16 protein-coding genes and 1 pseudogene are annotated in these 15,776 nt (G+C 43.9%); 10 read left to right on the top strand and 7 right to left on the bottom strand.

Annotation, left to right across the window (positions count from 1 at the left end):
* The first annotated feature begins 253 nt into the window (after positions 1–253).
* Positions 254–571, top strand: coding sequence for a hypothetical protein (locus BB781_RS16090; RefSeq protein WP_242492565.1), 318 nt, complete (start codon positions 254–256; stop codon positions 569–571).
* Positions 572–620: 49 nt separating this feature from the next.
* On the opposite strand, the gene BB781_RS16085 is transcribed toward BB781_RS16090, so the two are convergent.
* The 3 genes from BB781_RS16085 to BB781_RS06460 all read right to left on the bottom strand — a co-directional run bounded on the left by BB781_RS16085 (position 621) and on the right by BB781_RS06460 (position 4,219).
* Positions 621–905, bottom strand: coding sequence for a hypothetical protein (locus BB781_RS16085; protein WP_242492564.1), 285 nt, complete (start codon positions 903–905; stop codon positions 621–623).
* A gap of 5 nt (positions 906–910) precedes the next feature.
* Positions 911–1,270 carry a phage integrase N-terminal SAM-like domain-containing protein gene (locus BB781_RS16080; protein WP_242492563.1) on the bottom strand — a complete coding sequence of 120 codons (360 nt, stop codon included), beginning with the start codon at positions 1,268–1,270 and terminating at the stop codon, positions 911–913.
* A gap of 303 nt (positions 1,271–1,573) precedes the next feature.
* Positions 1,574–4,219, bottom strand: a complete 2,646-nt coding sequence (locus BB781_RS06460) for a cation-translocating P-type ATPase (protein WP_094227689.1) — start codon at positions 4,217–4,219, stop codon at positions 1,574–1,576.
* A gap of 205 nt (positions 4,220–4,424) precedes the next feature.
* Between BB781_RS06460 and BB781_RS06455 the strand changes: the two genes are divergently transcribed.
* Entirely contained in the window at positions 4,425–5,840 is a 1,416-nt protein-coding gene (locus tag BB781_RS06455) for a sodium/glutamate symporter (protein WP_094227688.1), read from the top strand.
* 58 nt (positions 5,841–5,898) lie between these two features.
* Here the strand turns inward: BB781_RS06455 and BB781_RS06450 are convergent, their stop codons facing one another.
* The 3 genes from BB781_RS06450 to BB781_RS06440 are packed head-to-tail and all read right to left on the bottom strand — an operon-like array spanning position 5,899 to position 7,710.
* Positions 5,899–6,294, bottom strand: coding sequence for a P-II family nitrogen regulator (locus BB781_RS06450; protein WP_094227687.1), 396 nt, complete (start codon positions 6,292–6,294; stop codon positions 5,899–5,901).
* Positions 6,287–7,021, bottom strand: a complete 735-nt coding sequence (locus BB781_RS06445) for a DUF1538 domain-containing protein (RefSeq protein WP_094227686.1) — start codon at positions 7,019–7,021, stop codon at positions 6,287–6,289. Before BB781_RS06445 ends, BB781_RS06450 begins: the two co-directional genes overlap by 8 nt.
* Positions 7,018–7,710, bottom strand: coding sequence for a DUF1538 domain-containing protein (locus BB781_RS06440; protein WP_094227685.1), 693 nt, complete (start codon positions 7,708–7,710; stop codon positions 7,018–7,020). The genes BB781_RS06445 and BB781_RS06440 overlap by 4 nt, the downstream gene beginning before the upstream one ends.
* 211 nt (positions 7,711–7,921) lie before the next feature.
* Between BB781_RS06440 and BB781_RS06435 the strand changes: the two genes are divergently transcribed.
* Together BB781_RS06435 and BB781_RS06430 are read left to right on the top strand one after the other, a co-directional pair.
* Entirely contained in the window at positions 7,922–8,146 is a 225-nt protein-coding gene (locus BB781_RS06435; protein ID WP_094227684.1) for a YgaP family membrane protein, read from the top strand.
* A gap of 158 nt (positions 8,147–8,304) precedes the next feature.
* Complete coding sequence (locus tag BB781_RS06430; RefSeq protein ID WP_094227683.1) at positions 8,305–10,035, top strand: alpha-amylase family glycosyl hydrolase; 1,731 nt, start codon at positions 8,305–8,307, stop codon at positions 10,033–10,035.
* Between the two features lie 87 nt (positions 10,036–10,122).
* Here BB781_RS06430 and BB781_RS16435 read toward each other — a convergent pair.
* Positions 10,123–10,221: pseudogene (locus tag BB781_RS16435) on the bottom strand (hypothetical protein); the annotation flags it as partial.
* A 414-nt stretch (positions 10,222–10,635) separates the two neighbouring features.
* Here BB781_RS16435 and BB781_RS06420 point away from each other — a divergent pair.
* From BB781_RS06420 to BB781_RS06395, 6 genes are all read left to right on the top strand, one after another.
* Positions 10,636–11,778: a pyridoxal phosphate-dependent aminotransferase gene (locus BB781_RS06420; RefSeq protein WP_094227681.1), complete on the top strand. Its 1,143-nt coding sequence runs from the start codon at positions 10,636–10,638 to the stop codon at positions 11,776–11,778.
* 182 nt (positions 11,779–11,960) lie between these two features.
* Positions 11,961–12,446 carry a metal-dependent transcriptional regulator gene (locus BB781_RS06415; protein WP_094227680.1) on the top strand — a complete coding sequence of 162 codons (486 nt, stop codon included), beginning with the start codon at positions 11,961–11,963 and terminating at the stop codon, positions 12,444–12,446.
* Positions 12,447–12,618: 172 nt separating this feature from the next.
* Positions 12,619–12,861, top strand: coding sequence for a FeoA family protein (locus BB781_RS06410; RefSeq protein WP_242492562.1), 243 nt, complete (start codon positions 12,619–12,621; stop codon positions 12,859–12,861).
* A gap of 66 nt (positions 12,862–12,927) precedes the next feature.
* The gene (feoB, locus tag BB781_RS06405) at positions 12,928–14,925 is read left to right on the top strand and encodes a ferrous iron transport protein B (RefSeq protein ID WP_094227679.1); all 1,998 of its coding nucleotides are present in this window, start codon (positions 12,928–12,930) and stop codon (positions 14,923–14,925) included.
* Positions 14,915–15,412 (top strand): hypothetical protein, encoded by a 498-nt coding sequence (locus tag BB781_RS06400; protein ID WP_094227678.1) that lies wholly within the window; start codon positions 14,915–14,917, stop codon positions 15,410–15,412. Before feoB ends, BB781_RS06400 begins: the two co-directional genes overlap by 11 nt.
* Positions 15,413–15,414: 2 nt before the next feature.
* Complete coding sequence (locus tag BB781_RS06395) at positions 15,415–15,687, top strand: winged helix-turn-helix domain-containing protein (RefSeq protein WP_094227677.1); 273 nt, start codon at positions 15,415–15,417, stop codon at positions 15,685–15,687.
* The last annotated feature ends 89 nt before the right edge of the window (positions 15,688–15,776 follow it).

Raw genomic sequence — 15,776 nt, 5'->3', positions numbered from 1 at the left:
AATCTTTGGATCTGTTTATGCACGGACCACAAGACTACAGTTAAAACAATGATAAATAGCCACTTTAAAACATTGATACAAAAAGCTAATCTGTCTCCATTTTGCTCAATAACCTTCTAGCTTCTTCTGACTTCATCACCAGCTGCAATATCTCCGGAATCTTGGCTTCAAATTTCCCAATATCATCAAGTGCCTGCCTATCCAGTACAAGAGAACACTGCGAACAGAACTTGTCCTCGGGCCGGAGGATGTTGTGGCATCGCGGGCAATTGCTCAATGTGACCTGCTTCTTGTCATCCTTCTTGAGGCCATACTTCTCATAGACCACATCATTCATTTCCTAGTCCGTGAAATTGCCGTAGACCTTGTACATCTGTGTGCTACCCTTGGACCATCCCGCATGATAGTTAATTATCTGCTCATTGAACCCCTGCAGAATCCAGTCGGTTATTGCCTTGTGCCGCAACAGGTAAGGATAGAAATCCTTGATACCTGCGTCCTTTGCTATCTTCTGGATGGTTACGCAGAACGTCTTATAATCTCATTGCTGTGTGGTTTTTGTCTAGAGTAACCCACAGAGGTGCTTCTGGGTCGTCTCGGAGAGGGTGCACAGCCAACCATTACTGCAGGTAACCCGAAGACCATGTAAGAGGAATGCCTTTTGCTGGAGTGGTCTTCTTTGATCTCGATGTTTTTGAGAGATATACGATTGATCCATAATCGTTTGACTCGACATTCCCAACCCTACATGAGATCAGGGCCCCCGGAAGGAACCCACCGTCATAGAAGGTTGCCACAAGGGCCCTGTTACGAGCATTTGTGCAGACCTTGATCATCTTGTCTATCATATCCTTTTCAGGCAGGTCCTGGGGCTGCACATACGTTTCTACAGTCCCCAACCTCATCTTCTCTACCCACCGGGAACATCATCTCCATGGATGTGCCTGTAGAGCTTCCTCACGACCTTCTTGTAATTCCGTATCTCATTGTGTGATAACTTCGCTTCATCTTCCAAGTAGATGATGAAGTCATAGAAAGCATCCTCGTCGAGCTTGTCAATTGTGCCCTCAAAACCACTTTCCGGAAGTCTTTGAATCATTCTCTTCAGCTGGTTGGTATAGTGAGTAAGGGTACTTTTTGCCAAGCCATCCCGCCTGCAGCTTTTGATGAACTTCTTAACGGTGGCCTTGTTCTCATCTGAGGTGTCGAGTTCATCCAACCTTTCCATTGCCTTTAAAAAACCAGTATCAAAAGAGTGTACGTCGTCCACATTGCGAGTTATATACTCTTTAATATGTGTTTTAGGTGTATAAACTATCGTTATATACACCCGGCAGATGTACTTCTTCTTTTTTATGCACCATGTAATCAGAGCGGTATCGCCTGCGTTGCGTCAGTTATTTCCCAGACACTGATTAACACCGATTACATAGCTTGAACCTTAATTCTTTTGTGCATCAACGCAAAAACATTTCATAGAGAGATACCCAAGAAGTTCTGGTATTTCTTTCCACATTCATGTCAAATCCGTATCTATAGGTATAATCCATATCTATTCCATTACGAATCCATATTAAGACAACCACCCCTTCTTATACATGTATTTCTCAAACTCTATCAGGAAGAACACTGAACTGGAAACGAGTACTATCATCAGCCAGTCCGCTGCATGTATGGGAGCAGTGGAAAAGATGGAGTTTATGGCGGGTACATAGGTGATGATCATCTGGAGCAAGATCACAATAGCTATACCCAATAGCATTATCCTGTTTGACAGCAGGTCCCTGAACACATATTCATACATGGACTTAGAGTTGAAGAGATAGAATATCTGGAAGAATACTATGGTGTTCAGTGCGATAGTGCGTGCAGCATCCAGACTACCTCCGTTTTCGAGTTTCATGAAGAAGTTGATGTATGCGCCTGCAACGATAAGCAGTGAGACGAATATAACCCTTCTCTTAATGAGCGGAATGAGTATTGGCTCCTTCGGGGGTCTGGGTGATCTTTTCAAAATACCCCTTTCCTTTGGCTCCATAGTAATAGGAACTCCCAATCCAATGGCTGTGACAGTGTTAAGCCACAATATCTGCAGGGTCACCAGAGGCAGTGTGATGCCTAAAAGTACCGCAAGCACTATAGATAGAGCCTGTCCTCCGTTAGTAGGCAGTGTCCAGAGCAGAATCTTCTGTATCTTGCTGTAGACATCCCTGCCTTCCTCAATGGCCGCTACGATGGAAGAGAAGTTATCATCCGCCAGCACCATATCGGAAGCCTCCTTTGCAACCTCAGTACCTGTAATACCCATGGATATACCTATATCGGCCGTTTTCAGGGCAGGTGCATCATTGATACCGTCCCCGGTAACTGCAACCACTTCTCCCATCTCCTGGAGGAGTTTTACAACCCTCAGCTTGTCCTCCGGAGATGTCCTTGCGAACACCGAGGTCAATTCCAGGCGCTCTTTAAGGTGCCCATCTGACATTTCTTCAATATCCTTCCCTGAAAGTGCACCTTCTGTTTCAATGCCTATCTTCGTGGCTATGGCATAAGCTGTTTTCAGGTGGTCCCCTGTGATCATTATGACCCGGATTCCTGCCGTCTTGCATTTTCCAATGGCCTCCATCACCCCTTCCCTAGGCGGATCCATCATACCTTGCAAACCAACAAATACAAGGTCCTTTATATCCGGAGCTTCTATTCTTTCCACATCCACAGGTACATTCCTGTAAGCCATACCTAACACTCGCAAAGCACCTGAGGCCATCTGCTCAGCGGCACGTGTAATACCTTCCACATCCACCGGACCTGTACTCTGTCCGTCGAACTGGGAAACACACATGCTCATTATCTTTTCCGGAGAGCCTTTTACATAAATGACCTTTGAACCATCCTCATTCTCATGAAGGGTTGCCATGAACCTTTCTTCTGGCTCAAAGGGCACTATATCCTTCCTGGGCAGATAGAATTTCCCGGCTTTCATGCCTGAGATGAGCAAGGCACCTTCCGTAGGGTCTCCGTCAATATTGTCCACTCCTTTGAAAGAAGCATCATTGCACAAAACACCTGCCCGGAGGGTTTCTGTAAGGACATTATCCTCCAGCGGGTCAACCTTTATTCCATCCAGCAGGAAATCACCCTCGGGAATATAGCCTGTACCTGTGAGTTCATACAAGTTCCCTGCCGCATATGCCTGGGTCACAGTCATCTGATTTCTTGTGAGGGTGCCGGTCTTGTCAGTGCAGATGACAGTGGCACTGCCAAGCGTCTCCACTGCAGGTACTGTACGAATAATAGTATTCTTTGCAGCCATCCGGTTAACTCCGATGGCCATGGATATGGTTATGACTGCAGGTAACCCTTCCGGGATTGCTGCAACAGCAAGGCTTACTGAAGCCATGAATATCTCTACGGCGTCATATCCCCTCACCACACCTATAGCGAAGGTCAGGGCAGATATGATTACGATAACAACCGAAAGTACAACGCTCATACGTGCTATTTTACGCAGAAGAGGAGTGGATATCTCCTTACTTTCCCTGATGAATTCGGATATCTTGCCAATCTGAGTCGCATTACCTGTAGCCACCACGATGCCACGGCCCTGCCCCTGGTTTATCAGTGTCCCAGCAAAGGATACGTTCTTCTGCTCACCAAAAGAAGCACATCCCGTGCTAATGGGGGCAATATTTTTTTCAACAGGTACAGACTCTCCCGTCAGTATAGATTCGTCGGCCCTCAAGTTCTTAGCATAAAAGAAGCGCATATCTGCAGGGACCCTGTCCCCCGCTTCCAGCAGTACAACATCACCGACAACAAGCTCCCTGCTTGGGAGCATGGTGCTTACTCCACCCCTAAGAACCCTTGCTTCAGGCACAAGGAGTTTTGAAAGGGATTCAAGAGCATTTTGTGCTTTTCCTTCCTGTATGAAGCCTATTATAGCATTTGCCAGCACAACGAACAAAATGACTATGGTATCGACATGTAGCCCCAGGAAAAAAGTGATAACAGCAGCTGCAAGCAGCAGGTATATCAGAGGACTTGCAAACTGTTTCAGAAAACGATATATTGATCCATGCTCCTGTTTGGAAGCCACCTCATTATACCCATCACGCACAAGTCTTATCTCTGCTTCTTCCTGACTCAGACCATCAGGATGACTGTTAAGTAAAGTAAACACATCCTCTGAAGGGATGCCACACCACTGTTCCTCTGCCATAAAGAAGAGAGATGACCAAATAGATAAATATCTTATTATTGTATGCCTCAGACAATTTAGTATAATTGTGATATAGGTTTATTTGGTATCTGTTTAAGAATATACGAAGCTATCGCAAATAAGGCAAAGAGGTATATACTGTTCCTGACAAATCGAAACTGTCGCCTTTGCATATTATGTTCTTGTAGTAATAGGAGTTAATCCAATGTCTGTCTCTATGGTCGGAATGAGTTTTCTTGTACTTGGCACTATCCTGCTCCTTGGAAAATGGATGCGAGTCATGTCCCCTTCACTTCAGAAGCTCTTTATCCCAAGCTCGCTTATTGGAGGGTTCCTGGCCTTGTTCCTTGGCCCGGAGATTCTGGGACATGTGGCTTCGTGGACAGGTTACCAGGATACATTCCTTTCAGGAGGAATATTTCCCGAAGAGATGCTTGACGTATGGAAGACTCTCCCGGGACTGTTCATAAGTATAATATTTGCCACATTGTTTCTTGGAAAGAAAATTCCAGGTCTCCGTGAAATATGGCTTCTGGCAGGGCCGCAGATAGCCCACGGACAGACCATAGCATGGGGGCAGTATGTGTTCGGGATACTTGTGACAATTCTCATTCTGACTCCTTTTTTTGGAATTGATCCCATGGCAGGTGCCCTTATAGAGATATCTTTTGAAGGCGGACATGGTACTGCAGCTGGCATGGCTGCTACCTTTGAAGAGCTGGGTTTTCCAGATGCAGCAGACTTAGCACTTGGTCTTGCGACGGTGGGAATACTTTTTGGTGTCGTCTTGGGGATCGTGCTCCTTAATTACGGTGTAAGAACAGGTAAAACAGAAGTGTTGACAAATAAGGACCACATATCCCTCAATGAAAGATATCAGAGCGGTATCATTGATTTTGATGCCCGGGAGTCTGCCGGGAAGATCACTACAAGACCTGAATCCATTGAACCTCTTTCACTCCATTTCGCCTACGTTGGAGTTGCTATAGGAATAGGATATCTGATCCTTCAGGCACTTATACTGATAGAAGAGATCGTATGGGCCCAGACTACAGGCATATATCTACTGGCCCATATCCCGCTCTTTCCTTTAGCAATGATAGGTGGCATCATTCTTCAGATGTTCCTGGACAGGTTCGACGCGCATCAGACCCTTGACAGGGACCTCATGATGAGGATACAAGGCTTATCGCTCGATATACTGATAACCAGCGCGATAGCGACGCTCTCGCTGACAGTCATTGGGAATAACCTGATGCCTTTCCTGATCCTTGCAACGGTGGGTATTGTCTGGAACCTTGTGGCGTTCATGTTCCTGGGACCAAGGATGATGCCTTCTTACTGGTTCGAAAAGAGCATAGGTAATTTCGGACAGTCCATGGGAATGACAGCAAGCGGACTCCTTCTTATGAGAATCGCTGACCCTGGAAACAGATCTCCGGCCCTTGAGGGATTTGGCTATAAGCAACTGCTTTTTGAACCAATTGTAGGAGGCGGTATATTTACAGCAGCATCTGTCCCCCTCATATTCTACTTCGGTCCGGTACCTATACTCATCCTTGCAGCAATTATCATGCTATTCTGGGGAGGGCTTGGCATATTCTATTTCGGCCGGAAATAAAAAAAGGAAATCAAAAATAATGGACATAAATGTAACAAAATAATTTTATTTACAAAATCTATTTTTTATTACTGTCCCCGTTTGGATCATTACCTTCCAGTGAGTGCAGATCACAATTCTGGTGCAGTTCGCATAGTATATGAGCAGTTCCGAACACTTTCTCAAGCGGAACTACAAATCCCAGTCCGCACCCTGGTTTATCAAGACCTACATCTTCACGGATGGACTCTATGATGCTATCGGCATTTGGAGAATCCGATAACGTGAGCACGATCTCCTTTTCCGGCTCTATCAACATTCCAAGAAGGCTCTTATTCTCGTGCACCCCAGTACCGCGCCCGTAAATAATAGTTCCTCCCCTGGAACCTGCTTTTCGGGATGCATTTACAACCTTGTCACCCCAGCCTTTTTTTACTATGGTCACTATCAGGACCAGATCAGTTACATCATACATTATCCTTACCTCCTATATAACGCATATATACGCCTAAAATCATTACAAAGATTATTGGTGCCAGAGCTATCATTGCTATCATGCCAAAACCGTCGATTACAGGATTTCTGTTCTCAAGGGATGAAGCCACGCCCACGGCCATTGACATGAGGAAAGTGACAGCCATCGGACCTGTAGCCACCCCTCCTGCATCGAAGGCAATTGCTATGAAGTCCTTGTCGCACAGCCACATCAGTACAAGGGCAAACAGATATCCGGGAACTATTATGTACATGAAGGGGATGCCATAGACGAGCTTGGCCATTGCGATGGCAACAAATACGGCAACACTGAAAGACAAAGTGTAAAGCATCAGTTTTGACCTTATGTAACCGCTTGATGATTTTTCAATCTGGTAACACAATACCCTTACTGCAGGCTCTGCAAATGTGGCCAGGAAACCAAGAAGGAATCCTACCGGTATCATTAGCCATTTATGTTCCATTTTCCCGAAAAAACGTCCGATTTCCAGTCCCACAGGAAAGAAACCATTGTACACCCCATAAAGGAATAATATCATTCCAGCGGCTGTCATCGATATCCCAAGGAAGAGTTTTATAAGTTGCGAAGAAGGGAACCTGAGATACAATAGCTGGAACACAATGAAAAACAATACAAGAGGCAGTAAAGCCTCTAATACCTCAAAAACGATGGAAAAAAGACCCTGACCATGCTCAACACCACTCAAGGTGAAAACACCCCTATCAGCATCACACTTATTATCGGACCTATGGACGCCAGACCAATGAGTCCAAAGCCTTCGGACAGCTCAGATTTCTCCCCCAGCACCGACACAGTACCTATACCAAGTGCAAGGATCACAGGCACTGTCATGGGCCCCGTGGTCACACCACCTGCATCATAGGCTATTGCAAGGTATTCGGGGTTTGTGAAAAATGATAGTACTATAACGACCAGGTAACTCACCGTCAACAGGTACTTTATTGGAATACCATAGACAATCCTGAGCATGGAAACAGATACAAAGAACCCTACACCCATGGCTATGGAAAATATCAGTGTATTGCGGGATATGTTATTATCTGAGACAGAATCGATCATGGTGCTTAGCACCCTTACATCAGGCTCTGCGAGGGTTGCCATGAAAGACAGGGCAAAAGCAACTGCTACAATGAACAGCAATGAATTGTGTTTTGGCAGTTCCGAACCAATGGACTCACCGATGGGCAGCATTCCCAGCTTGACACCCATAAGGAAAAGTACCATACCTGCGATCACCATAAAAGCCCCTGTGAAGAACGACAGGATCATATCGGAATTCAGGCCAATGACCAGCATTAACAGAAGCACCGTTAGCGTTAACGGCAATACTGCCTGGACTACCTCCTTGAACGTTTCTTTAAAATCCTGTATCATGTGATCTATTCTCCCGGCGGGTCAAGTGCAGATGAAGCACGGTTTGACTCCATAAATAGACTGGAATAATATTACATGAGGTTTATGCTTTGATGTGATGATAAATACTCGTATCCTGCTGCCTTACAGGCAAATTTATCTGTAGTCTTGTCTATAAGTTTCATTGCTGACTGAACAAACAATCTTTCAGTTCGTCATTGGGAGTGAAGATATGGATATAAAAGAATTATTCCTTCAGGAGAACGTAGGAGGATTTGACCTCCTCTTCAGGGCGCTTTTCGGATCAATAGCAATAACTGTCCTGGCACTTGACCTTGTGGATCCAGGTATCTGGCGTTGGGTGCTTGCTATCATTGCTTTTGCGGGACTGTTCTCAGCCCTCATGCGGCACTGTACTCCTTATTATTTGATAGGCTTCAGTACTGCAAAAAAATGAATCGAATCGATTGTGATTCTGAGATAGGTTTTTATATAGAGAGATATATATTTATATATACGATTGGTATAATAAATCTTCTGATAATTAATCCTTATTCTTTTATTTCAATGCAAAAACATATATCTGTCAGAAAAGAATGATCCATTGGGGATTATATGGGAGATAATATCAGATCAATTACAGATATAGATTTTACACCAACGAATGATGTTTTTCCTTCCCCTCCGGACTGGAGGGATGTGTTCATCTATTTTTTGCTGGTGGACCGTTTTGACAACAATGCAGAAGATCCTGAACTCTATGATCCATCAGCACAGTCGCAGAAACCTGACATTTCCCAGGGGAAAAAGTTCCAGGGAGGAAAAATAAAAGGAGTGAACAGAAGGCTTGAGTACATCAAAGGCCTGGGTGCCAATGCCATCTGGCTAAGTCCTGTCTTCAGGAACCGGCAGGAGATGGATGACAGTTATCATGGTTATGGCATACAGGATTTCCTGAGGGTTGACGAAAGGTTTGGAACCATGGAAGATCTTCAGGAGCTTGTGAAGGAGGCCCATAGTCATGAGATATATGTTATCCTTGATATCGTGATCAATCATACAGGTGACAACTGGGATTATCCTGGGGATTACCCTTATTACTACTGGAAAGATGCCACAGATCCCTTTAAGTTTGGAAAATGGAGGACATTCAGACCGACAAAGAAACCTGACAAGGTTCTGAACGATAGTGATGGGGTCTGGCCAAAAGAATTGCAGCAACCGGAATGCTACAAGAGAAGAGGGCAGATATGGGATTGGAATGACCATGAACAGGCGGTGAACGGTGACTTCTTTTCACTGAAAGAGCTTGATATCAGAAAACCAGAGGTTCTTGATACTCTTATAAAGATCTACAAGTACTGGATAAAGATGACAGATGTTGACGGGTTTAGAGTAGACACCGTAAAACACCTTGAATCCAGTTCTACAGCCATATTCTGTAATGCCTTAAAAGAATACGCCAAGTCAATTGGCAAGCATGATTTCTTCATCTTCGGGGAAATTGTAGGCGATGACACCACAATACAGAACTATATCGGGCGCAACAGCCGTATTCCAGGAACAAACGAACGTTTTCCATCCCTGGATGCCGCACTGGATTTTCCTCTTTATTTCGTGCTTGAGGATGTAATCAAAGGATTCAGCAATCCGGTTGCTCTTCGGGAAAGGTATGAGGCATTCAGGAACCTTTATACAGACCATGGAGAAGCAGGCAGATATTTTGTGACTTTTGTAGACAACCATGACCAGATGATAAGACCCTACAGACGCTTCATGCATGGCAATGCTTTCCCGCAGCAGGCAGTCCTTGCCATAGCCTACCTGCTCACCAGCCAGGGTATTCCATGCATATATTATGGGACCGAGCAGGGCTTCAATGGAGGCGGCGAGGATGATGCATACATAAGGGAGTGTATGTTTGGAGGGAGCTGGGGTGCTTTTGGCACAACATGCCATCATTTCTTTGATCCGTGGCATCCTGTCTATTCAGGAATCGCAGAAGTAGCCAAAATAAGAAGAACAGAGCCTGTACTACGTTACGGCAGACAGTATTTCAGGGAAATATCCGGTGACGGAATAGATTTTTCGTTCCCATGCACCGGGAAAAGCACCCTTGCATATTCAAGGATACTGGATACCAGTGAGATACTTGTAACCCTTAACCTTGATTCTGAACCCCGGGATGATTATGTTGCCATAGACGGAAATCTCAACATCAGTGGCCAGAGAATGGTCGATCTTCTCAATCCCGAAAATGAGGTATTTGTAGAGCATTTTGGTTCCAGGAAAGTAGTAAAGGTCCCGCTTGATCCTCACGGGATATGCATTCTAAAAAAGGGATAATTAGTTCCCTGTTCACTTCCACCTTTTCTGGAAGGGGATAATTGCACGTTCATTACCTCTACATCTTTCTGCCACATCTGTTTCACTTCAGCCATAGAGATATGTACATTTGTCCATTATTGCTTGCATGATAATGTCAGACTCAATGAAAACCATATCCTGATAACAATGAGTGCAGTAGTTATTGTTCTTTGGGCCTTGTTACCTATTTACCTGTTTGCAGACTATATGGAAAGCATGTTTGGGAATATGAATGTGCAGGAAAATAATCTATGGATACCTGCATCCGGGAATTCCTTACATCCATAGTATCCTTCTGTTACAGGATATACTGCATATTAACCCAAGCGCATTCTGCATACTCATTGGTCTGCTTTCATAGGGAATTGCCTTGGTAATGGCATTTCGATGGTGCATCAAGGATGCACCTCTGGCATACCCACGGCAAGAAAATATTGGACCTGGTTATACCAGACAGAGGTTATAATAAACACTGTTGGTTTTTCTTGTCACTTTTTTACCACTGAGTCTTCCCGGAACAAAAATCTTTTATTGTTCCGGCTCAATCCTTAACTATAATTTTTACTAACGATGAGTATCATGTTATCTAATAAAGTTGCAAATATTCCGCCTTTTTATGTGATGGAAGTACTTGAAAGGGCACAACAGCTAGAAGAACAGGGCAAAAGTATAATCCACCTGGAAATAGGAGAGCCTGATTTTCCCACCGCCCCACACATCTGCGATGCAGCAAAAAATGCCATGTGCATGGGCAACATCAAATACACCCATAGCCAGGGCCTTATCGAGCTCAGGCATGCAATCGCTAAGAACTATCGGGATAGATTTAGCGTGGATATCGACCCCGGACAGATAATAGTGACATCCGGCACAAGCCCTGCAATGCTTTTACTTTTTATTGCACTCATTGAACCAGGGGATGAGATTATCATGTCCAATCCACACTATGCCTGCTATCCTAACTTTGTAACAATTACAGGAGGAGTTCCGGATTTTATATACACCAACGAGGACAACGGCTTTATGCTCCAGCCGGAGGAGGTTGCCGCACACATAAACACCAAAACAAAGGCAATACTAATCAACTCACCCTCCAATCCCACAGGCCAGGTACTGCCCGGCGCGACATTAAGAGGGATTGCAGAGATCGCCGGCGATGTGCCCATAATCTCGGATGAGATCTATCAGGGACTTGTCTATGAAGGTGAAGACCATACTATATTAGAGTACACAGAAAATGCCTTCGTACTTAATGGATTCTCAAAACTTTATGCTATGACCGGATGGAGGCTCGGCTACCTCATATCTCCAAAAGAACATGTAAGGACACTGCAAAAGGTCCAGCAGAACCTGTTCATCTCGACCAACTCCTTTGTACAGTACGGAGGGATAGCAGCCCTCGAAGGGCCACAGGACCAAATAAAAAAGATGGTCGAGATTTATAATCAGAGGCGCATATATCTTATAGATCGGTTGAAAGATATCGGTTTTGAAATCATGATCGAGCCAAAAGGCGCCTACTACGTACTTGCCGATGCCCGCAAGTTCGGCACAGATTCCCTTAATATGAGCAGGCAGATCCTAGAAGATATAGGAGTCGCCATCACGCCAGGAATCGATTTTGGCCATGGGGCAGAAGGACATCTGCGCTTTTCGTATGCTAATAGCATGAGTAATATCAAGGAAGGTATGGACAGGCTGGAAAGGTATCTTAGAAATTAGTATTGATCCTCAATTATCTACTTTTTTTTATAATACCTATATAATGTAGGAAAAATAGGTAAACTTAAAATAGTACCTGTAGCATACAAATTTATGAGATATAGGATTTGCATAAATAAATCCACTAATCCGGATATTGCCATAAAATAATAATGGACAAACCAAATAAAGGTAGTTTTTACATGACGACTGAGAGAACTGAAGATTATCTTAAAGTGATCGAGAAGATCATTGAAAGAAAAGGCTATGCCCAGGTAAAGGATGTGTCAAGAGAGCTGGAGCTCAGTTCCCCAAGTGTTACCGGCATGTTCAAAAAGCTCACCCAGATGGGATTCATCAACTACGAGAAATATGGTGGTGTCACCCTTACTCCCGAAGGTGAGAGAATTGCAAAATGCACCATGGAGAAACATAGTGTCATCAGGGACTTTTTACAGATACTCGGCCTTGATGAAGAAATTGCAGACCATGATGCCTGCAAGATAGAACACGTACTCGCCCCTGAAACCTTTGAACTCCTCACCAAATTTGTAGAATTCATGAATATGAAAGAAGAGTGGCCATACTGGCTTGACCACTTTTATCACTACCATGAAACGGGAGAATACATTAATTGCCATCCTTCTGCGAAAGATAATTGTCCCATACATGGAAAAAAGAAAGCATAGATTATAGCTTTATTTTGCTTATTTGCGATATTGTAAAAATTACCCTGTGCAACAGGCAGAAAATTGAAGTTGACAGGGGTTTGTTTTGTATACAGAAACATATTAGCTAATGCGAAATTGCTAAATATTAAAAAATTGATTACAGCTATCATTAAAAAGGACAGGGAATTACTTGCTCGATATCCAGGATACCACACTTGACACACTAAAACCCGGTGAGAAGGCCAGTATCACAAAAGTTCGTGTCAAAGGCTCTGCAAGAAGGAAACTTTTTGACATGGGAATGGTTGCTGGTGCTGAAATTGAACTTATCAGAAATGCACCACTTGGGGACCCCATGGAGTACAGGATAAAAGGGTATCACCTGTCAATCAGGAAAGAAGAAGCAAGACAGATATTTATCCAAAAACTTTAGTTTGGGGCTTTTTCCAAACCTTTTAGATATCCTGGCACATAATAATTATTCCCAGAGGACTGTTCCATGGAAGACAGGGAGATAAAGATAGCACTTACAGGAAACCCTAATGTCGGAAAGACAACTCTTTTTAATGCACTTACAGGCTCCAGACAACACGTTGGTAACTGGCCCGGCGTCACCGTTGAGAAGAAAAGTGGCAGAGTAGCGTATAAAGGGTATAACATTGAAGTTATAGACCTGCCAGGCACATACAGCCTTACCGCATATTCCATGGATGAGATAGTTGCAAGAGATTTTATAATAGAGGAAAAACCGGACATTGTCATCCAGGTCGTGGACGCTTCCAACCTTGAAAGGAATCTCTACCTTACTACACAGCTCATGGAGCTTGGTTCGGAAATACTCATTGTCCTTAACATGTGCGACATTGCAGAAGATAGGGGGGACCGGCTATACATCGACAAAATGCAGGAACTTCTTGCAACACCTGTAATAAGAACTGTCGCAACCCAGAAAAAAGGTCTTTGTGACCTTCTTGACAAAGTAATCGAACAAAAAGAATTAAAACAGCATCATGGCCATGAGATCGGATATGGCAATGAGATCGAAGAGAAGATCCTTGATATAGAGAAGGTGCTTATTGAAGATGAAAAACGCGATAAGAGATATCCTCTGAGATGGGTGAGCATTCGCCTGCTTGAAGGTGATGATAACGTAAAGGGGAAAATTGTAAATAGTCCCGTATATGGCAGGGTCATGGCAATAATTGATTCAATTGACCAGGAAGAATATGAAGCTGAAATTGCCGACAAGCGCTACCTTGCCATCAATACCATTTTTCCACAGATGTGTACCCGTGCCAATGACACTTTGACCAAATCTGATATGATAGACCGGGTACTCACTAACAAATATCTGGGTATTCCTATATTCCTTGCATTGATGTGGGGGGCATTCGAACTTACATTCGCCTTTGCAACCCCTTTTATGGATATGATAGACCTCGCGGCCACATGGGCTTCAGAGTATGTGTCATCAAGTATTCACCCAGACTGGCTTGCATCTCTTGTGGGAGATGGAATTATCGGCGGTGTGGGTGCTGTGCTTGTATTTGTACCTAATATATTCATTTTGTTCTTCCTGTTATCTTTACTGGAAGGCAGTGGTTATCTTGCAAGAGCCGCATTTATCATGGATAAGCTAATGTATAAAATCGGCATGCATGGAAAGTCATTCATACCCATGCTCATGGGTTTTGGATGTAATGTACCTGCCATTATGGCTGCAAGAAGCATAGAGGACGAAAAGGACAGGCTTATAACTATACTTATAGTACCATTCATTTCCTGCGGAGCCAGACTACCTATATATGTACTGTTTGCAGGCACTTTCTTTGGCAGGCAGGCAGGAACCGTCATATTTGCAATGTACATACTGGGCATAGCTATTGCGATAGTATCAGCAAAGATACTTAGAGAAACAATTGTCAAAGGAAAACCAGCACCATTCATAATGGAACTGCCACCATACCGTGTCCCAACCCTTAAGACAAGTCTTATACACATGTGGGACAATGGATTTATGTACATCAAAAAAGCCGGCACTATCATATTAGCAGGTGTTGTTGTTATATGGGTGCTGGCTTCATTCCCATGGGGCGTTGAATATGGAAGCGAGGCAAGTTACGTTGGCAGCATAGGACATGCTGTGGAACCACTGATGAAACCTCTTGGTTTTGACTGGAAAATATCAGTTGCGCTCATATTCGGACTTGTTGCTAAAGAAATAGTTGTGGCATCTATTGGAGTACTTTATGGCACAGGAGATAGCTCTGAAGCCCTTAGTGAAAGACTTCTGGCAGATTCGGGGGTCACAGCGCTCTCTTCACTTAGCCTGATGGCTTTTAGTTTGTTATACATGCCCTGTGTGGCAACCGTAGGAGTTATCAAAAAGGAAACAGGTTCGTGGAAATGGACAATCTTTGCGATTGTCTATGGAATTGTTGTAGCATGGATAATAGCGTTCTTAATTTATCAGGGAGGGAGACTGCTTGGATATTAAAAGAGAAAATGGGAACGATGTGCAAGACACTAGTACACCAATGGTTTTTTCGACAGTTACCGGCTCTCTTTATGTCCTGCTGGGACTGCTACAGTTATCTGCAGGAGCAATCAGGATCCTCATAGGACCTGATGTGCAGGTACCATTAACTAACCTGCTGTTCATACCTGCCGACATCATTGGGGCATTCGTCTTGCTGCTGATTGGAACAGTATTTATTTACGGCGTGATTGAGATGCATTCCGGAATATTTGAGGGCATATCCTACGCCTATGTCGGCATCCTGATATCACTGATCTTTGCAGCAATATACATGCTTGTAAGCACAGGGAATATGCTTGAAGCATACCTTCTTAAAAATGAAGACTTTATAGGATGGACACCTGCCAGCGACCTGAGACCCGGAATATATCTTGCCATCCTTCCGTTATTTGCATTCATAAAATGGAAGAATATGTTCGAGCCAATAAATGAAAGCAGGTTATAAAAATGATCATAGAGACACTAAAAATCCTGTTTATTGATAACTGCACAATGCAGGAAGCGGCAGAAAAGCTTGCAATAAGCCAGAGCAGCATGAGGGACAGGCTTGCAATGCTGCAACATATGGGTTACGTCCAGGAACTATGCAACAATTCCGGACCTAAAACATCTGCATGCTGTTCATGCAGTGCGGCACCGGCCTGCCATACCGAAACCGGAAGTTTTGAAGGAAAGGCATACCAGCTTACTGAAAAGGGAAAAAGGATGTGCTACAAGTAAATGCAGCCTAAATCCATAATCACTTTTCAATAAACAAAGCCATAAACCGATATATTGAGACTTCCTTTAATTAATTAGACCACCGCCAT

Origin of the sequence: Methanolobus psychrotolerans (genome assembly GCF_002243045.1) — an archaeon.
In the GTDB taxonomy this organism is placed as follows: domain Archaea; phylum Halobacteriota; class Methanosarcinia; order Methanosarcinales; family Methanosarcinaceae; genus Methanolobus; species Methanolobus psychrotolerans.
The sequence above is the reverse complement of the archived record's forward strand: the minus strand, read 5'-3'. Positions and strand labels throughout refer to the sequence as shown.